Genomic DNA, 18,707 nt, shown 5'->3' on the forward strand with positions numbered 1-18,707 from the left:
TAATTAAGGAACTTTAAGCGTGGTAGGTGGTTACAGCGGTGTATAACAGATTCGCATCTTTCCAGCCGCTCAAGCGCGACTTTTTACTTTTAAATACCCAGGTATACCAAGGCTGATTTATGGTGACTGCTTGCGGTCGCAAAAAAATATGCCTACACCCATTTAGCGCAAAAAACTCATGCACTACATCGTATTCAGGATCGCCCTGCGCACTGTGTAAAAATAAAAAGGAGTTATTGGCTGTTAGCCTAGGTTGATGCGCAGCAAACTCAGAATGCTTTGAGTTTTTATGCTGTAAATTACCTAGCGACTTTAACGGTGTGGGAGCGTTAGTTAAGTTTTCGACATTAACAACATGGCTATAACTGCTTTGGTTACTGTTTAATTCGTGCTTTACGCCCATAGCATGGCTTTGCACACTAAAGAGTGCAGCAAAAAACAAGCAAGTAGCTAAAAAAACGCGAAATTTAAACATCTGTCATTTAAAACTAAAATAAAGGATAGCTAGTATATAAGGGCAGCTAATTAAAATACAATAGCCAACATTAAGCTATTTCATTTATATAAAAACAAATACTGAGATCCTCAATGCGCTCCAGACAAAGTTCAGTAAAACGCCCCGATGCCATGAATTTAAAACAAAGCATTCAAACTCTTTGGCCTTATATCACTAAATTTAAAGGGCGTGTGCTTATTGCCATATTAGCGCTTGTGGGTGCTAAAGGCGCGACATTGCTCATGCCATGGGCTTTAAAAGAAATAATTGATGCGGTTGATAAATCAATTAACCCGCTACTCCTCGTCCCAACCTTATTACTCGTTATGTACGGCGCACTGCGATTTGCCAGCGTGTTTTTAGGTGAAGTACGCGATGCTGTATTTTCTCGAGTCACCGAGCATGCCATGCGTGATATTGGCCTTAAAGTATTTAAACATTTGCATTCGTTAGATTTAGCCTTTCATTTAGACAGACAAACTGGCGGTATAAGTCGAGACATAGAGCGCGGCACCAGTGGTTTAAGCTTTTTAATGCGCTTTTTAATGTTTAATATTGTGCCCACGTTGTTTGAAATAATGACCGTGGCGATTATTTTTGGCACCTTGTTTTCTATTTGGTTTGCGCTGATCACCCTACTTGCTGTGGCTATTTATATCTTTTTTACGGTGACGGTTACCCAATGGCGAAACCGCTTTATTCGTGAGTCAAACGCTGCTGACAACCAAAGTAACACCCGCGCCATCGACAGCTTATTAAATTACGAAACCGTTAAATACTTTAATAACGAAGAGTATGAAGCTAAAACTTACGATACGTTTTTAGCAACCTGGGAACAAGCACGATTAAAAAACAGACTCTCGTTACTGGCGCTAAATTCAGGGCAAGCACTCATTATTGCCTGTGCAATAACCGCATTAATGTGGCTTGGCGCAAGCGAAGTTGTCACGGGCGAGTTAACGATTGGTGAACTTGTGATGATCAATGCGTATATGATTCAACTCTTTTTACCGCTCAACTTTTTAGGGTTTGTATATCGCGAAATACGCCGTGCCCTTACCGACCTTGAAAACATGCTCGGCCTGCTTAATACACAACCTAAAGTGGCGGATGCTCATGAGGCCAAAGAGTTGGTCATTAAACAAGGTGAAATTAGCTTTGATAAAGTAAGCTTTCACTACGACAGTAAAAGGCCTATTTTAAAAAGCATTAGCTTTAATGTTGCTGCCGGCTCAAAAGTCGCGATTGTGGGTGCAAGTGGTGCAGGAAAAAGCTCATTAGCCCGATTACTGTATCGCTTTTATGAGCTGTCATCAGGCACTATTAGCATAGATAAACAAGCAATTAATACAGTTACTCTTGCAAGCTTGCGTAAAGCCATTGCGATAGTCCCCCAAGATACTGTGCTGTTTAATAGCACCATCCGTGAGAATATTGCCTATGGCAGACCCTCAGCAACTGAAGATGAAATAAATAAAGCAATTAACATGGCGCACTTAACCGACTTTATAAATAGCTTAGACAAAGGCGATAAAACCCTCGTGGGTGAGCGCGGGTTAAAAGTCTCAGGGGGTGAAAAACAACGGATTGCCATTGCCCGTGCTATTTTAAAGCAATCACCCATCTTAATCTTTGATGAAGCAACTTCCGCGCTCGACTCTCATGCAGAGCAAGCTATTTTAAAAGCAATGCGAGAAGTGGCAAATGATCACACCAGTATTGTTATTGCACATCGACTTTCGACCATAACCGATGCAGACTCAATTATTGTTTTAAAAGCCGGTGAAATTATTGAACAAGGCAAACACCAAGAACTACTAAATCAAAACGGTGAATATGCTCGTATGTGGGCATTACAGCAAAAGCAGTCAAAGGCGCAATAAACTAAGCCGCTCAAGAACGATTTAAGTAGTTGAGTGTTTTTTTGCTATTTTGATAGTATTTTATTCATCTTATCGACCGGTACGGTTATTCACCTCAAAAGGTTTGTTTGAAGTGAAGTTATCAATACAATCAAATAGCTATTTTTATAACAAAAATATAACGAATTAAATAACGTGAATTCATAGGGGAAAGTAATGAAAAAAAGTTTAATTGCAGCGGCACTCGCCGCTACATTTATTACCGGCTGTTCAGAGCCACAAACTACAAAAACTGAGCAAGTCGCAGCCGTTGCTGAAAAACCACAAGCAACTGAGCAAGCTGAATTAGGCACATTTGGGGTTGATTTAACTGCCCGCAATGAAGCTGTAAAACCAGGCGATGACTTTTTTATGTATGCCAGCGGTTCATGGTACGACAATTACGAAATGCCAGCAGATAAAACACGCTACGGTGCGTTTTCTGCGTTAGCTGAGCGAAGTGAAGACCGCGTAAAAGAAATTATTGAAGACATTGCAGCACGTGAAAATTTAAATGCAGAAGAACAACTAGTTGCTGACTTTTATAATTCGTACATGGATACCGACACGCTTAATAAGCTCGGTGTGACTCCCATTAAGCCATTGCTTAACGATATTAACGCTGTCGACTCAACTGATGACTTAGCAAAAATCTTTGGTAATTCATGGCTCACTGGTGTTAGCGCCCCAATTGGTGGTGGTATGTGGTTTAACCGCTTAGATCCTAATAAATACGAAATGTCGTTAGGTGCTGGTGGTTTAGGCTTACCTGATCGTTCATATTACCTTGAAGATGCAGAGCGTTTTGTAAAAACTCGTGAAGCGTATGTTGCACATATTGCCGACATACTTAAATTTGCTGGTGTTGAAAATACCACTGAACGTGCACAAGCAATTTTAGCGCTAGAGACAAAAATTGCAGAAGGTCATTGGCCACGTGAAAAACGCCGTAATCGTGACATAACGTTAAACCAAATAAAACGCGACGAATTAAGTACCCAGTACCCTGGATTTAATTGGGATTTATACTTTGCGCAAACAGGTTACAAAGTACCGCAGCTAAACGTGTCGCAGCCTGAACCTGTAAAGGCCATGATTGATTTAATCAACAACGAAGATATAAGCGTATGGAAAGACTACCTAACATACCATGCAATTAATGGTAACGCTGGGCTGTTGTCAGAAGACATATTTAACACCAGCTTTGCTTTCTTTGGTAAAGAGTTAAATGGTCAACAAGAGCCTCGTCCGCGCTGGAAACGTGCGATCAGCCAAATGTCAGGCACTAGTTCACTAGGCTTTGCGATTGGTAAAATTTATGTAGATCATTACTTCCCTGAGTCATCGAAGCAGCAAATGTCTGAGCTGGTTGAAAACTTACGCACAGCCCTTGGCGAGCGTATTGATAACCTAGATTGGATGGGCGCAGAAACAAAAGTAAATGCGCGTGCAAAATTAGCGGCGTTTGTGCCAAAAATTGGTTACCCAGACGAATGGCAATCTTACGAAGGCTTAAGTATTAGCAAAAATGATTTAATGGCTAATGTAAAAAATATGCGTGAGTTTTTCCAAGCCGATAGCGTTGAAAAAGAGCTGAAAAAGACCGACCGCAATCGCTGGGGTATGACACCACAACGTGTAAATGCTTATTACAATAGCTCATTTAATGAAATTGTATTTCCTGCCGCTATTTTACAACCGCCGTTTTTCGATCCAAATGCAGATCCTGCGGTAAACTACGGTGGTATTGGTGCCGTGATTGGCCACGAAATGGGCCATGGCTTTGATGACCAAGGGTCAAAATCAGATGCTAACGGCATACAACGTAACTGGTGGACTGACGAAGACCGTGCTGCTTTTGATGCTAAAGCCGACAAACTGGCGGCTCAGTACAGCAAATATGAGCCAATTCCGGGTAACTTTGTAAATGGCCGCAACAGCTTAGGTGAAAATATTGGTGATGTAGGTGGTTTAGCCATGGCTTATCATGCTTACAAACTAAGCCTAAATGGTAAAGAAGCCCCTGTGATTGATGGTGTAACCGGCGATCAACGTTTCTTCTTAGCGTGGGCACAAGTATGGAAAGAAAAACGTACTGAGCAAAGCATGTTAAACCAATTACGTGGCGGTACGCATGCGCCAGGTCGCTTTAGAGCACAAGCTCCTCGTAACCACGACGCTTGGTACAAAGCATTTGATGTAAAACCAGGTGATGAGTTGTACTTACCAGAAGACGAACGTGTTCGTATTTGGTAATACTCTGACAAACGTTCATCATTTGTAACGAATAAACAACCCGCTTCGGCGGGTTGTTTTATTTTCCATTCATAATAACTGTTTCCCCCGTTACTTAGTAATCAATCTCAATACTTACTAGCCCTGCCCGGCATTTACCTTTAGAATATGGGCTTGCAAATTTTTTCAATTATTTATACATATTAAGGCGAAACGCAGATGGGAAGAGCTTACCAAAACAAAAAAGATTCAATGGCTAAAACTGCGGGTGCTAAAACTAAAGTTTATTCAAAATACGGTAAAGAGATTTATATTTGTGCTAAAAACGGCGGTGTTGATCCAGACGGTAACCTAGCACTGCGTCGTTTAATTGAACGCGCTAAAAAAGACCAAGTACCGGCTCACGTAATTGAACGCGCCATTGATAAAGCCAAAGGCGGCGGCGGTGAAGACTATGCAGCTACGCGCTACGAAGGTTACGGCCCAGGTAATTGCATGATTATTGTTGACTGTTTAACCGACAACAACAAACGTACCTTTGCTGATGTACGTGTGTGTTTTACTAAAGCAAACGCTAAAATTGGCGCACAAAACTCGGTATCACACTTATTTGATCACCTTGCTATTTTTGTATTTGACGGTGACGACGATGAAACCGTTCTTGAAGCGCTAATGATGGCTGACGTTGATGTAACCGATGTAGAAGTAGAAAACGGTAAAGTAACCGTATTTGCTCCACACACTGAATACAACAATACGCGTACCGCACTTGAAGAAATGGGTGTGACAGAATTTGACGAAGACTTAATTGCCTTTGTACCCCAAGTAGAAGCCCCTATTGAAGGCGAAGATGTAGAAGTGATGGAACGCTTTTTAGCCATGCTTGAAGATTGTGACGACGTACAAAACGTGTACCACAACGCACAATTTTAAACATTAAAGCTTAATCGTGTTTAAAGGCCAACTTAGTTGGCCTTTTTGTTGATTTTAAAATGGATTATTAATTTTGAATACCCTTTCACAACTTCGCAGCGGCCAATTACTTGGTGCTAAACACCTACAATTAGTTGAAGCGCTAAGCCACTTTCCAGAGGAAATTTTTACCCTCGCGGATACCCTCGAAGTCTTGGATTTATCTAATAACAATTTATCTGATTTACCTGATGAATTTGCCTGCTTAACAAAATTAAAACGACTGTTTTTATCGTTTAATCAGTTTAAACATATACCTAAAATACTCGCTAAGTGCCCTGCTTTGATCATGGTTGCATTTAAAGGTAATTACATCACTGAATTTGCAGATCACTGCCTACCTAAAACGATTGAATGGCTTATTCTTACAGATAATAAAATAGCTAAGCTGCCTGCAACATTTGGCCAATACACTGCGCTTAAAAAGCTGGCATTGGCAGGTAATCAGCTTAATGAACTTCCAATAAGCATGGCAAATTGCCATAACCTAGAACTAGTTAGGCTCTCTGCAAATCAGTTAACTCAAATTGATGATTGGCTATTTGAACTACCAAAGCTGACTTGGCTTGCATTTGCAGGTAATTGCTTTAATAAATCACAGTGCCTTACCCAATCAAATTTAGCCAATAAACCACTGAGTGACTACTCGCTCAGTAAAGTAATAGGCCAAGGCGCATCAGGGATTATCCATCTTGCTTATTCAACGAATAAAGAGCCGGTTGCTGTTAAGTTATTTAAAGGGACTATTACAAGCGATGGTTATCCGCTGGATGAAGTTAATTGCTGCTTGCAAGCGCTTGAGCATCCAAACTTAATTAAAGTACTGGCTTACATTGAACAACAGCAACAGCTTGGTTTAGTGATGGAGTTAATTGATACAAGCTTTACAAATCTTGGTTTACCGCCGAGCCTTGATACCTGTACTCGAGATACATTTGAAAGCGATTGCCACTACTCTACCCAAGTAATTTATGCCATAGCGCAGCAAATGGTTAGCACTGTGGCCCACTTGCACCAGCACAATATAAGCCATGGTGATATATATGCGCACAATACCATGGTTGACCCGCACGCGCGTGTGCTGTTTGGGGATTTTGGCGCGGCCACTGATCTTACTATGCTCAGTGACTATCAACGTCAACAAATGCAGTTAATAGAAGTGCGTGCTTTAGGGTGTTTAATCGAGGATTTACTCACAACCTGCCAAGAACAAAGTGCTGAAGTAATGCACTTACAACATATTGCGCAGCAATGCATGAGCGAAAATATCGCACAGCGGCCAACACTTGGCGCATTAGCTGACTTTTTATAATGGTTATGCGGCCATTAATATTATGGCCGCAATCTAAAATTGAACACTATTTTTGTTTTTTAAACGGGTAAATTTGTTGCTTTAGCATACCTACAGGCATGTAATCACCCACAACCCCATATTCTTTAGGCCACTCTGCTTGCCCTTTTACTGCAGAGCCAAACAAGTAATCTAAAAACGAAAAATGGGCTGCATAATTTCTATCAATTGCGGCTTTATCGGATGCGTGATGCCAATGGTGAAACTGTGGTGTAACCATAAAATACTTTAACCACCCAAATTTTACATTTACGTTAGCGTGATTAAATACCGCTTGAAAGCCTACAATAATCACGTACAAACTAATAATTTGCTGTGAAAAACCCAGCACAAATATAGGCGTTAACACTAAACTACGGGTGATAAGTATTTCTAAAATATGCTGACGAGAGCCTGCGAGCCAATCCATTTCTTTGGCACTGTGATGGACACCATGAAATCGCCATAAAAAGGGGACTTCGTGATAAGCACGATGTGTCCAATACTGCATTAAATCAGCCACCAAAATAATTAAAAATAGCTGCAGTATAAACGGCATTTGCGCTATGTAACCTTGTAATGTGCTCGACACCGCCCAACCAAAACCATAATGCACAAAATGATTAGTAACCAGTAATACAAAGCCTACTATTAGATGATTGACAAAGAAATGGTTTAAATCCCCGCGCCATTCACTACGCAGTATTTTTTGCTCTTTTCGATGCGGAAGCAGTTTTTCAATTAAAATAAAAATTAAGGTTGAGCCTAATAAGTCTAATATAAACCAGTCTAAGCCAATAAATGGGGTGTTATCGGCAAAGTCATTCACTTCAACATTCGGGCCGCCAAAGCCAATTGCAAGTACAATAAAAAACCACGCAGTCGCCCCCAAGCGCTTATTGGTATTTCGTACAAAATTAAGTAAACCCAGGCTTCCTGAAATAATAAGGGCAACAAACATAAGTTGACGTAAAAACTCGACGCTATAACTTTTACGCAATTCTGGAGTCGTTAAATATTCAGGGAAGTGGAATGCAAGCACTCCCAAGCAACTTAATATCGCCAAAAAGCAAGCAATGTAACCGCTGATATTACCCTCACCAATTTGCAGGTGACTGGTGCGAAATATTTTTTTAGTGACGTGTTTTAGCATTATTTTCCTTAATATAATATGCAGTCCCTATTCTAGTGCGCATATTCTAGCAAATTTTGGGCTAACTAAAACACAAAAAAAGCCACGCAATGCGTGGCTTGGCTGGATAAAGCTAAATTAACTACACGGAAAATTTATAAATAGGCACCCAGCGCTTTAACTTGATCTAACATGCGGTTTGAGAAACCCCATTCGTTGTCGTACCACGCCATTACTTTAACTAATTTACCATCAGCACGTGTTTGCGTTGCATCAAAAATAGATGAAGCTGGGTTATGGTTAAAGTCGATAGAAACAAGCGGCAGCTCGTTGTACTCTAAAATACCTTTCATTGGCCCTTCTGAGGCTGCTTTAACCACTTGGTTAATTTCTTCAATGCTTGTGTCACGTTTAGCAATAAACGTTAAATCAACTAACGACACATTAATTGTAGGTACACGTACCGCCATGCCATCTAATTTACCTGCCAGCTCAGGCAATACTAAACCAACCGCTTTTGCAGCGCCCGTTTTAGTTGGGATCATAGATTGAGTCGCACTACGCGCGCGGTATAAATCTGGATGGTATACGTCAGATAAATTTTGATCGTTGGTGTAAGCATGAATAGTAGTCATGCTACCTTGTTCAATCCCTACCGTATCGTTTATTGCTTTGGCCACTGGTGCTAAACAGTTAGTTGTACACGACGCGTTTGAGATGATATTGCTGTCAGCATTAATTACATCGCTGTTTACACCATGAACTACCGTTGCATCCATATCTGTACCAGGTGCCGATACCACTACTTTTTTGGCGCCCGCTTCAATATGCTTATTAGCCGCTTCGCGTGACGTAAATAACCCTGTACATTCAAGTACTATGTCAACGTTTAGTGCTTTCCACGGTAAATTCGCAGGATCGCGTTCTTGCGTTAAGGTGATCACATCATCGCCAATTAACATGGTGTTGTCTTTAAGCGTTACTTGCTGTGAAAAACGACCATGTACTGAGTCAAACTGAGTCAGATGAGCATTTACATTGGCTGGGGCTAAATCGTTAATAGCCACAATTTTAATTTCATTATTTTGCGCTGATTCATACAGTGCACGTAATACATTACGACCAATTCGGCCGTAGCCATTAATTGCTACATTAATCATTTTTGACTCCTATTAACTTCACATGCTTGGCGAGCAAGCGTTTCAATAGCTTGCCAGTCTTTATTTTCAATAAGTTGCTTATCTAACATCCAGGTACCACCTACACAAATAACATTGTTAAGTGCTAAGTAATCAGGTGCGGTTGCTAAACTAATGCCACCGGTTGGACAAAAAGTAATATCAGGTAATGGGCCGCCAATAGATTTAAGCATAGCAGCACCGCCTGCAGCTTCTGCAGGAAAAAACTTTAAGAACTTAAAACCATGAGCAGCTAAGTTCATCACTTCGCTTGGGGTCGCTGCACCAGGTAAAAATGGAATAGTAGACTCTTTTGCCAGCGCTAATAACTCATCGCTAACACCTGGGCTTACCATAAAGTCAGCACCCGCTTCTACTGATGCGTTAAAGCTTGCTTTATCAACCACAGTACCTGTACCAACATAAGCTTCGGGCACTTCTGCTTTCATTAGTTTTACAGCCTCAGCTGCAATGGGTGTACGCAGTGTAATTTCAAGTGCTTTTAGGCCACCGTTATATAACGCTCTTGCAAGTGGTGCTGCATCTTCTAATTTTTCGATTACCACCACTGGCACTACCGGTGCCGATGCTAAGATTTTTTCAATACTCATTACTTGTTCCTCATTACCCAATATGGCTAATTATTATTCAAGTCCAAAAGCACTTGCACCTAAATCGGCACTGCTTACTATGTTTCTAAATCCAGTAAATAATTCACGACCTGTACCAAACGTTTGGCTTGCTTGGCTAATTTGTAGCTCACGCTGTGCAAGCTCTTCATCGCTAACATGCAGTTTTAAAATACCATTTGGCGCATCTAGAGTAACAATATCGCCTTCATGAATTTTAGCAATAATCCCACCTTCAACCGCTTCAGGTGCTAAATGGATTGCCGCTGGTACTTTGCCTGATGCGCCCGACATACGACCGTCGGTAACAATAGCCACTTTATAGCCCTGATCTTGTAATGTTGCCATTACCGGTGTGAGCTTATGAAGCTCAGGCATGCCTTTGGCTTTTGGCCCTTGCTCTTTAAGTACAGCAATAAAATCTTGGTTAAGTTCGCCACGGCTATAGGCATCTTGTAACTCACCTTGTGAGCTAAATACTTTAGCCGGTGCCGACACCACTTGATGAGACTCTGCAACCGCAGAGACTTTAATAACCGCTTTACCTAAGTTACCCGTTAGTAGCTGTAAACCACCTTGCTTACTAAATGGGTTACTTACTGGGCGAAGTACTTCTTCATCATGTGAGTTTTCTGGACACGCTACCCATTTAACTTTGCTTGGGCCGTTCGCATCACTAATAATCAAGTTATCGTCTTTATCGAGTAGTGGCTCACACATGTAAGGTGCAAGGCCTTCGCCTAAAATAGTGGTTACGTCTGTATGAAGGTAACCAGCACCTGCTAATTCACGCATCAAGAAGCCCATGCCGCCGGCTGCTTGAAAGTGATTAACATCTGCTGAGCCATTTGGGTAAATACGCGTCAGTAGTGGAACAACCGCTGATAAATCAGACATGTCTTTCCATGTAACTTGAATACCAGCCGCTTTAGCAATCGCCACAATATGGATTGCATGATTGGTTGAGCCACCTGTTGATAACAAGCCAACTAAGCCGTTAATTATAGTTTTTTCGCTGATCACATCCGCTAAACACGGGCCATCTTTGTTTTCAGTAAGCTGCTTAAGCATGGTTTCAACCGCATTACCGGTTAAGCCATCACGCAGTTCTGTGTATGGGTTTATAAACGAGCTACCTGGTAAGTGTAAGCCCATTATTTCCATCAACATTTGATTTGAATTAGCGGTACCATAAAACGTACAGGTACCCGCACTGTGATAAGAAGCGCTTTCAGCTTCTAGTAGCTCTTCACGAGATACCAGTCCTTGTGCAAACTTTTGACGAACACGTGCTTTGTCTTTGTTTGGAATACCTGATTGCATAGGCCCTGCTGGTAAAAAATACACAGGTAAGTGACCAAATGATAAAGCACCAATTAATAGGCCTGGGACAATTTTGTCACATACACCTAAACAAAACACACCATCAAACACGTCATGCGATAACGAAACCGCAGTAGACATAGCAATAACGTCACGAGAAAAAAGCGATAGTTCCATGCCATCACGCCCTTGCGTAACACCATCACACATCGCAGGTACACCGCCAGCAACTTGCGCGGTGGCGTCAAATTTAGTGGCAATGCTTTTAATTAAATCGGGGTATTCTTTGTAAGGCACATGTGCAGATAACATGTCGTTATATGAATTGATAATTGCAAGGTTTGGCACCTCGTCTGCTTTTAAACGCGCTTTGTCATCGCTGCTACACGCAGCCATTACATGAGCAATATTGCCACAGCCTAATCCAGCACGAACTCTTGTTTGTTTTTTTGCGTGCGAAATACGATCTAAATAGGCTTGACGGGTTTGTTTACTGCGCTCAATAACGCGTTCTGTGACTTCTTGAATTCGAGGGTGCAACATAATTTTACTCATCTCTATTCGTTAGAGGATAAAGGCTCAGTAACAATTATAGACTCCACGAAAATAACTGTACTGAGCATCTTTGACTTACCCGTTCAAAGGTACGCTACCAGGGAGCCTCTCACAACAACCCTGACACCGGTGTCAGGGTATTAACGCATGACATTGACACCGGTGTCAACCCTGAGTCATAAAAATAGCCAATTTTTTTAACATGTACAATAAATAAACGTGAATTTTTAGTGAAATACCAGCAAGCAAATAATGAAAATTAAAAGTACAGACAAAAAAAAGCCCGAGTAAGCGTCACTCATACTCGGGCTACTGTGAAAAAAGGGTTTTATTTTACGGCTGCAGTTGACTCTCGCGTGATTAATTTTGCTTCTAAAATCACTTTATATGGCGACTCTTGCGGCTCAATAATATGGGTGATCAATTGCGTAACGGCTTGTTTTGTCATTTCTTCTACAGGTTGCGCTATGGTGGTCAGCCCAGGCCAAATGTGGCGCGCTATTGGTGCATTATCAAACCCAGCGATAGAAATATCATCAGGTACACGTAAGTTACGCTGCGTGGCTAATTTGAGTACTGCCGCTGCCATGTAGTCGTTTGATGCAAATACAGCGGTAGGACGTGGTGATAAATCTAAAATACTACGCGCACTGTCTACTCCTGAATGGTAACTAAAGTTACCCTCTTCAACTAAGCGTTCGTTAAATTCAATGCCATGAGTTGTTAATGCGCGCCTGTAACCTTTAAAACGCTGCTCAGTGGCACTGTGATCTGGGTGACCTTTAATAAACGCGATAGACGTATGTCCTAGATTTATTAAATGCTCGGTAATTTCAAACGCCCCCTGCTCGTCATTGCTGGTCACAGAAATAGAATCATCATCTAAAATTGCAGAAGCGACTCGAGCATAAGGGATTTTTTTCGACTTTAAAAAATCTACCAACTCGCCAAAATCACAAAATGGCGGGGTTAATACTAAACCGTCAAGGCGTGATGACTGCAATAACTGCTCAATATTGTTAATGAGTGCATCCCCCCTGAGCTCACAAGGATGAATAAGCAAGTTATAGTTGTTCTCTTGGCAGGCAGCCAGTGCGCCTGTTTGCACACGGGTGATATAACTTTTACTAGGGTTATCGTAAATGCAACCAATGATAAAGCTGCGATTTTGTGCAAGGCCGCGTGCAATTGGGTTTGGGGTGTAATCTAGCTCTTTAAATACGGCTAACACTTTTTCGCGTGTAGCTGCACTGACATTAGGCTCATTGTTGAGTACTCGCGATACGGTTTTTTTAGAAACACCTGCATGACTGGCAACGCTGTTTATAGTGACTTTTTTCATCTATTTATTTCCAAACCTATGCAAAGCGATTAATCCTGTTGACTCGTATGTAAACACGCGGCAGCTCCAATTAAAGGGATGTTGTCTTGTGTTACTAACGTCACCGGAATTTGACCTGTGTACTGCGACATAATGCCTTTTTGCGAAAAGCGCTCAATAAAGCGACTTTCAAGTAAACGAGCTTGCATGCGTGGTAGAATTCCTCCGCCAATATAAAGGCCGCCTAAGGCGCCGTAGGCCAATGCTAAATCGCCCGCAACACTGCCAATCCAGTCACAAAATTGATTAAGCGTTGCATCACACACTTCACATTCACCGCTATTGGCTAAGCTGCTAATTTGTGCGGCATCTAAATTTTTTGCAGCCACCCCTTTAACCGCAGCCATGGCTTTATATAAATGAGCAATGCCAGGGCCCGAAAATACCGTTTCTACCGATACATGAGGGTGATCTTTTTTAAGTTCTTGAATAAGTTGAGCGTCGAGTTGATTAACGGCTGCTAACGAAATGTGCCCGCCTTCTGAACTCATCACCGCGCACGAATGTGCGGTTCTCACTAAGCATGCTGCACCAAAACCAGTGCCTGGACCCATTACACCTATATTGGCAGACTCATCCGCTTGACCAGGTTTAACAGTGACATTTTGTGAAGGATCTAAATACGGTGCTGCGTAGGCAAAAGCAGCAAAGTCATTTATAACGCTTAATTGAGCAAGGTCAAAGTGGTGTTTAAAATCATTAACGCTAAAGTGCCAACCTAAATTAGTTAAATGAACTTGCCCTGCATTTATAGGGCCTGCTACTGCAAGGCATGCGCGTTTAGGGGTTATATGAGACACTGTTGATAAGTAGTACTCGGTAGCACTTTCGAGCGATCCATAGTTAGCACTGGGAAAAGTATGATTATGCTCAATAGTAAATTGATTACTTGATTCGTCGAACCCAGTGATCAACGCAAAACGAGCATTTGTGCCGCCAATATCAGCAACCAGAATAGGATCAAAGTGTGTGCTAGAGTGTAAACCCATAGTGTTATCTCTTTTGTTTAAGTAATGAGTACTTATTATTTTAATGGGGTATCATTGATACTTATTTACTTTGAGCTATCACCTCAAAGCAGCTATCACTGTAAAAAAATGCTACCTTTAATAATAAAGGTAGCTAATACGTTTTGACAACAAAATGATAAAACGCCCTTATTGTGACACCGGTGTCATTAAAAAATCAATAAAAAAATGCCTTTATTGACAAATAAGCTTGAAAAAAATCACTAATAAACGAGAATATCCCCTTATTGTCCTCTTAAGTAAGTAATCGTGATGAAAGGTAAAGCCACCTCGTTTGATATAGCCCACTATGCTGGGGTGTCTCAATCTACAGTTTCCCGTGCTTTACGAAATAGTCCACTGGTAAATGACGAAACACGAAGACGTGTTCACGATATTGCTAAAAAACTTAATTACAAAGTAGACAAAAACGCCAGTAACCTTCGCACTCAACAAAGCAGTACCCTAGCATTGCTGTTGTTTGAAGACCCAACCTCAGATGAATCACAAATCAATCCGTTTTTTTTAGCTATGCTGGGCAGTATTACTCGTGCCTGCGCAAAAGAAGGTTATGATCTACTTGTTTCATTTCAATCAGCTAGCGCTGATTGGCAAGCGGACTACGAAGACAGCCATCGAGCAGATGGAATAATCTTATTAGGCTATGGCGACTACATTGATTTTCAACCAAAATTTAATACCTTGCTTGAACAAAACACTAAATTTGTTTGTTGGGGAGCAAGCGTTGATAACCGCCCTGATTTAACTATAAGTTGCGATAATTATGGCGGTGGTAAACTTGCCGCTGAGCATTTACTGGCGCATAACCGAACTGATTGTGCATTTATTGGCGATGCCTCTGATCACAGCCCTGAGTTTTTTGCCCGTTTTAATGGCTTTAAAGACGAACTACAGCAAAACGGTGTCACCTTAAATGATCGTAAAATTGCCAATGCAATTTCTACCGAAGAATCTGGCTACCATGCTACTCGCTCTTTAATTGCTAATAACATTACTTTTAATGCACTTTTTGCTGCCAGCGATCTGATTGCTATAGGCGCAATACGCGCGCTAAAAGAAGCCAATATTAACGTGCCAAAAGATGTAGCCGTAATAGGTTTTGATAATATTTCTATTGCAAGTTACATTAATCCGCCGCTGACAACCATAGAGCAAAACACCACTATAGCGGGGCAAATGTTAGTTGAAAACTTACTTAAATTAATTCGTGGTGAGCAAGTACAAAGTACCCTGCTGCCACCGCGTTTAATTGCGCGTGGCTCAAGTTAACTCATTGCATGAGGCCACCCTTTAAAAAGTAGCCAAATCCCCCTCCTCTTACCCTTATATTTATTTGGGCTTTATTGGCTTAATTACGGTCATTTGTCCTTGCTGTTTTTGCCAGCAAACCAAAAGTGTTCTTTAGATTAACAGCCTATTCACACCTTGCTATAACATTAGTTTTTTTAATCCGAAAGTGGCTGTTTTTAATGTGATTTTTCACTCGTCAATGCACTATTTTATCTCTACAATCGCACTTTAATTTTTGCTCTTAAAAGTTTAAGTGACTATTTCATGCTACTTACTATTGTTTACATCATCGGAATTACAGCAGAAGCCATGACCGGTGCACTCAGCGCTGGGCGCAGAAACATGGATTGGTTTGGGGTTATGCTAGTAGCCAGTGCCACAGCCATTGGGGGTGGCAGCGTACGCGATATTTTACTGGGCAATTACCCGTTAACGTGGGTAAAGCATCCTGAATATTTACTGATCACATGCGTGGCGGGTATTGTTACAACTTGGCTAGCAAAATGGGTGGTTAAATTTAAAGGCATATTTATGCGTTTAGATGCCTTAGGGCTTGCCGCATTTAGTATTATTGGCTGCCAAGTTGGGCTTAATATGGGTTTGCACTATGGTATTTGTGTGGTCGCTGCTATTGTTACCGGCGTATTTGGTGGATTATTGCGTGATTTAATTTGTCGCCAAGCACCACTGGTATTACACCATGAACTCTACGCAAGCGTAGCGCTGATAGTTGCGTGTTTATACTTAGCACTGCACCACTACAACATTGATGACAATATCAGTGTGATTGCAAGTTTAGTTGTTGGGTATTTTATACGCATGGCATCAGTTCGTTTTAAATGGCGCTTACCGACATTTAATTTATTAGAACCCGCTAACTTAAACAATGAGCAATAACAATAGCGGTTAATGCCCACCTCCACTAGCGCTTTTAAAGAGCCCGAATACTTTTCGGGCTAATAAACTGGCCACAAAAAATAACCCCAAAGCAAAACACAGTATGCTCAAGGGCATAAACAAGCTTTCATGTAGAACACCATTATGATCAACATATTGATACAGACTGTGCTCTATCAGCATAAAACCCATGCCAAGCAATAAAAAGCAAACACTCAATGTGGCTGTTTTGTTTGTAAAAGAGCGCATAAACTATCCATAAATATTTTATTAAATTGTCAGATTAGCAGTTTGAATGAGCGAATATTAATCTACAGTGACTCAGCAACATTAATTTTTTAAAATAAAAGTCACAGTCATTAAACTAAGCTTTTAGACATATAATAAAATCTATCGTCTTCCTTATCTATGCTGAAACCTGAACGTGTGTAAAGCTTGTGCGCAGGGCTTATTTTAAAAACCCGAAGCCTAAGTTGCACAGCACCTCTGTGCATAGCTAAACGAGAACACTCACTAATTGCTGCTGCACCAACACCCATATTTTGAAACGCAGCATCTACTTGTAAGTCACGTATATAGCAACCCTCATCATCGAAAGCCAAGCGCATTGCACCCACTACATCGCCATTTAACAAAACATCCCAATTTTCAAGGTCTGAAATTTGCTCACATATTTTAAGTTGCTGCCAATCAACACCATAATGCTCATAATATCCACGCATATTGGTATAGGTTAACTGTGCAGAAGCCATTAGTTCGGCTGTGGGCTGATAATACATATTCATTATTGCCATTCCTTTGTTTAGCGACTTTTACAAAGCATGCTGCGGCTGATGGTTTTTAAAATACTTATTTACTAATAATGACTGCAACAAGCTAGTACTACTTGATGCAGCCCAGTACAAACCAATTGCAGAAGGAAAATTAACGAGAGTAACCACACAAATAATTGCAGGAACTAGGAACAATAAGGTGCTGGTTTGTTCTGCACTACCTGGCATCATCATCATAGATAAATATGTAATAGCCCCCACTAATAACGAAAGAGCAATATCAGGCTTTGCAATACTGGTAATCCAAGCAAACTTACTATTAAATACAATTTGTTGCAGGGCCTGAAAAGTTCCAAGGCCAAATACACCTTGGCTTGCCATATTAATCACACTTTTTTTATCGATAAACTTAATATTGTGCTTTTTATACAGCGCCATTGTCGATTGGGCTATTTGACTGGGTTGATCTTTATATTTGTTTTTTATGCTATCTAGCTCAGGTTTTAATGCGGCAATTGCTTTTTTATTTCTAACCATATTAGCCATAGCGACAAGGTTAATCGGCATTAAAACTAATCGTCCAATAACGGTAAACAAAATAATAGCAGCCGCTTGGCTTACGCCCACTTCTTGGGTAAAAAAGGTGATTGATTGCACAATAAAATCAGTAAATAAATTCCAAATTTCCATTTTAGTTTTCCTTTTAATATTATGCATTAAAAGTAACCACCATGACATATTATGTCAATGGTTTATTTTAAACTAAAATCAACTCGCTATGTTTAAGGGCCAATTAGGCTGTGTTGCTCCTTAATGTTATGTGGAGTCGTTCACTAAAACGGGTGAGGAGCAGTGTCCTGCTTTAACGACTTGTATGGATAATAAACCCATAAATTAATTAATACTTTAACCTAGTTCGGGTAATGTGAGGCCCAAGCTTTGGCTGCAACCAAAGCCTTTTATACAGTAGTTCGATTGAGCGTAGGCTCCTCTATTGAGAGACCGGTAACAAGTTAGAACGCTGTATAAACTCCAAGCATTAAACTCGGATAGTCAAAGGGGCCTCGAGCCAGAATAGCAAGGCAGAGTCAGCTTATTATGAATACAATAAATAATCAAAATGAAATTAACGTCGGTGTCGATACAGGTAAAACACAACTCGATATTTATATCAGGCCTTTAGACATTTACTTTACTGTAGAAAATAATCAAAGTGGCATTAAACACGCCATTCAAATCTTAAAAAAACACCCAGTAACACGCGTTACTATTGAGGCAACTGGACGTCTTGAACAGCCTTTTATCATAGCCTGCGCTGAGGCGAATATTCCATTCGTTATTGCTAATCCCGTGAACATAAAACGCTTCGCAGGCGCTATCGGCCAAAAAGCAAAAACGGATAAACTTGATGCACAACTTATTGCTCACTTTGGTGAAGCGATTAAACCGCCTTTATCATCTTTAAAGCCAGAGCAAATGCGCTTGATGAGCGATTTACTCTCGAGAAGACGTCAGTTAATGGATATGCAAACGATGGAGAAAAATCGCTCTCAAATAATGCCAAAAACACTATCGTCACTCATAAAA

The 18,707-nt window shown here is 40.9% G+C and carries 17 protein-coding genes; 7 read left to right on the plus strand and 10 right to left on the minus strand.

The genetic code is table 11. From position 1 onward, the window contains the following. Positions 1–13: 13 nt before the first annotated feature. Entirely contained in the window at positions 14–475 is a 462-nt protein-coding gene (locus N523_RS0113255) for a hypothetical protein (RefSeq protein WP_028835311.1), read from the minus strand. A gap of 113 nt (positions 476–588) precedes the next feature. Between N523_RS0113255 and N523_RS0113260 the strand changes: the two genes are divergently transcribed. The 4 genes from N523_RS0113260 to N523_RS0113275 all read left to right on the plus strand — a co-directional run bounded on the left by N523_RS0113260 (position 589) and on the right by N523_RS0113275 (position 6,916). Continuing rightward, positions 589–2,379, plus strand: coding sequence for an ABCB family ABC transporter ATP-binding protein/permease (locus tag N523_RS0113260; RefSeq protein WP_028835312.1), 1,791 nt, complete (start codon positions 589–591; stop codon positions 2,377–2,379). 195 nt (positions 2,380–2,574) lie between these two features. Further along, complete coding sequence (locus N523_RS0113265; RefSeq protein WP_028835313.1) at positions 2,575–4,653, plus strand: M13 family metallopeptidase; 2,079 nt, start codon at positions 2,575–2,577, stop codon at positions 4,651–4,653. Positions 4,654–4,851: 198 nt separating this feature from the next. Continuing rightward, positions 4,852–5,565, plus strand: coding sequence for a YebC/PmpR family DNA-binding transcriptional regulator (locus N523_RS0113270; RefSeq protein ID WP_013464827.1), 714 nt, complete (start codon positions 4,852–4,854; stop codon positions 5,563–5,565). A gap of 73 nt (positions 5,566–5,638) precedes the next feature. After that, positions 5,639–6,916: a protein kinase gene (locus tag N523_RS0113275; protein ID WP_028835314.1), complete on the plus strand. Its 1,278-nt coding sequence runs from the start codon at positions 5,639–5,641 to the stop codon at positions 6,914–6,916. A 46-nt stretch (positions 6,917–6,962) separates the two neighbouring features. On the opposite strand, the gene N523_RS0113280 is transcribed toward N523_RS0113275, so the two are convergent. The 6 genes from N523_RS0113280 to glk form a co-directional block, all read right to left on the minus strand. Then, positions 6,963–8,087, minus strand: a complete 1,125-nt coding sequence (locus N523_RS0113280) for a sterol desaturase family protein (RefSeq protein WP_028835315.1) — start codon at positions 8,085–8,087, stop codon at positions 6,963–6,965. Between the two features lie 134 nt (positions 8,088–8,221). Next, complete coding sequence (gene gap, locus N523_RS0113285; RefSeq protein WP_013464824.1) at positions 8,222–9,226, minus strand: type I glyceraldehyde-3-phosphate dehydrogenase; 1,005 nt, start codon at positions 9,224–9,226, stop codon at positions 8,222–8,224. Beyond that, positions 9,223–9,855, minus strand: a complete 633-nt coding sequence (eda, locus tag N523_RS0113290) for a bifunctional 4-hydroxy-2-oxoglutarate aldolase/2-dehydro-3-deoxy-phosphogluconate aldolase (protein ID WP_013464823.1) — start codon at positions 9,853–9,855, stop codon at positions 9,223–9,225. Before eda ends, gap begins: the two co-directional genes overlap by 4 nt. 33 nt (positions 9,856–9,888) lie before the next feature. After that, positions 9,889–11,739 carry a phosphogluconate dehydratase gene (gene edd, locus N523_RS0113295; protein ID WP_028835316.1) on the minus strand — a complete coding sequence of 617 codons (1,851 nt, stop codon included), beginning with the start codon at positions 11,737–11,739 and terminating at the stop codon, positions 9,889–9,891. A gap of 340 nt (positions 11,740–12,079) precedes the next feature. Continuing rightward, positions 12,080–13,093, minus strand: a complete 1,014-nt coding sequence (locus tag N523_RS0113300; protein WP_008110549.1) for a LacI family DNA-binding transcriptional regulator — start codon at positions 13,091–13,093, stop codon at positions 12,080–12,082. 29 nt (positions 13,094–13,122) lie between these two features. Next, on the minus strand, positions 13,123–14,121 hold the full coding sequence (gene glk / locus N523_RS0113305; RefSeq protein ID WP_016899969.1) for a glucokinase: 999 nt from the start codon (positions 14,119–14,121) through the stop codon (positions 13,123–13,125). Between the two features lie 291 nt (positions 14,122–14,412). Here glk and N523_RS0113310 point away from each other — a divergent pair, with 291 nt between their 5' ends. Together N523_RS0113310 and N523_RS0113315 are read left to right on the plus strand one after the other, a co-directional pair. Further along, positions 14,413–15,429 carry a LacI family DNA-binding transcriptional regulator gene (locus tag N523_RS0113310; RefSeq protein WP_013464820.1) on the plus strand — a complete coding sequence of 339 codons (1,017 nt, stop codon included), beginning with the start codon at positions 14,413–14,415 and terminating at the stop codon, positions 15,427–15,429. A gap of 285 nt (positions 15,430–15,714) precedes the next feature. Then, positions 15,715–16,347: a trimeric intracellular cation channel family protein gene (locus tag N523_RS0113315; RefSeq protein WP_028835317.1), complete on the plus strand. Its 633-nt coding sequence runs from the start codon at positions 15,715–15,717 to the stop codon at positions 16,345–16,347. Positions 16,348–16,356: 9 nt separating this feature from the next. Here the strand turns inward: N523_RS0113315 and N523_RS0113320 are convergent, their stop codons facing one another. From N523_RS0113320 to N523_RS0113330, 3 genes are all read right to left on the minus strand, one after another. Next, a complete protein-coding gene (locus tag N523_RS0113320) occupies positions 16,357–16,596 on the minus strand; it encodes a DUF3955 domain-containing protein (protein WP_028835318.1) in 240 nt (79 codons plus the stop codon). A 110-nt stretch (positions 16,597–16,706) separates the two neighbouring features. Further along, the gene (locus N523_RS0113325; RefSeq protein ID WP_028835319.1) at positions 16,707–17,132 is read right to left on the minus strand and encodes a GNAT family N-acetyltransferase; all 426 of its coding nucleotides are present in this window, start codon (positions 17,130–17,132) and stop codon (positions 16,707–16,709) included. A gap of 27 nt (positions 17,133–17,159) precedes the next feature. Continuing rightward, a complete protein-coding gene (locus N523_RS0113330; RefSeq protein WP_028835320.1) occupies positions 17,160–17,810 on the minus strand; it encodes a YidC/Oxa1 family membrane protein insertase in 651 nt (216 codons plus the stop codon). Between the two features lie 408 nt (positions 17,811–18,218). Between N523_RS0113330 and N523_RS0113335 the strand changes: the two genes are divergently transcribed. Continuing rightward, positions 18,219–18,707: IS110 family transposase (locus N523_RS0113335; protein ID WP_028835967.1), on the plus strand; the 489-nt coding region annotated here is incomplete at its 3' end.

The organism is Pseudoalteromonas sp. 23_GOM-1509m, assembly GCF_000518425.1.
GTDB classification, from domain to species: domain Bacteria; phylum Pseudomonadota; class Gammaproteobacteria; order Enterobacterales; family Alteromonadaceae; genus Pseudoalteromonas; species Pseudoalteromonas tetraodonis.

What these genes read in the sequence shown, in the direction of transcription:
- N523_RS0113255 (WP_028835311.1), bottom strand. Translation starts at nt 475, where the DNA reads ATGTTTAAATTTCGCGTTTTTTTAGCTACTTGCTTGTTTTTTGCTGCA.
- N523_RS0113260 (WP_028835312.1), top strand. Translation starts at nt 589, where the DNA reads ATGCGCTCCAGACAAAGTTCAGTAAAACGCCCCGATGCCATGAATTTA.
- N523_RS0113265 (WP_028835313.1), top strand. Translation starts at nt 2,575, where the DNA reads ATGAAAAAAAGTTTAATTGCAGCGGCACTCGCCGCTACATTTATTACC.
- N523_RS0113270 (WP_013464827.1), top strand. Translation starts at nt 4,852, where the DNA reads ATGGGAAGAGCTTACCAAAACAAAAAAGATTCAATGGCTAAAACTGCG.
- N523_RS0113280 (WP_028835315.1), bottom strand. Translation starts at nt 8,087, where the DNA reads ATGCTAAAACACGTCACTAAAAAAATATTTCGCACCAGTCACCTGCAA.
- gap (WP_013464824.1), bottom strand. Translation starts at nt 9,226, where the DNA reads ATGATTAATGTAGCAATTAATGGCTACGGCCGAATTGGTCGTAATGTA.
- eda (WP_013464823.1), bottom strand. Translation starts at nt 9,855, where the DNA reads ATGAGTATTGAAAAAATCTTAGCATCGGCACCGGTAGTGCCAGTGGTG.
- edd (WP_028835316.1), bottom strand. Translation starts at nt 11,739, where the DNA reads ATGTTGCACCCTCGAATTCAAGAAGTCACAGAACGCGTTATTGAGCGC.
- N523_RS0113300 (WP_008110549.1), bottom strand. Translation starts at nt 13,093, where the DNA reads ATGAAAAAAGTCACTATAAACAGCGTTGCCAGTCATGCAGGTGTTTCT.
- glk (WP_016899969.1), bottom strand. Translation starts at nt 14,121, where the DNA reads ATGGGTTTACACTCTAGCACACACTTTGATCCTATTCTGGTTGCTGAT.
- N523_RS0113310 (WP_013464820.1), top strand. Translation starts at nt 14,413, where the DNA reads ATGAAAGGTAAAGCCACCTCGTTTGATATAGCCCACTATGCTGGGGTG.
- N523_RS0113315 (WP_028835317.1), top strand. Translation starts at nt 15,715, where the DNA reads ATGCTACTTACTATTGTTTACATCATCGGAATTACAGCAGAAGCCATG.
- N523_RS0113320 (WP_028835318.1), bottom strand. Translation starts at nt 16,596, where the DNA reads ATGCGCTCTTTTACAAACAAAACAGCCACATTGAGTGTTTGCTTTTTA.
- N523_RS0113325 (WP_028835319.1), bottom strand. Translation starts at nt 17,132, where the DNA reads ATGAATATGTATTATCAGCCCACAGCCGAACTAATGGCTTCTGCACAG.
- N523_RS0113330 (WP_028835320.1), bottom strand. Translation starts at nt 17,810, where the DNA reads ATGGAAATTTGGAATTTATTTACTGATTTTATTGTGCAATCAATCACC.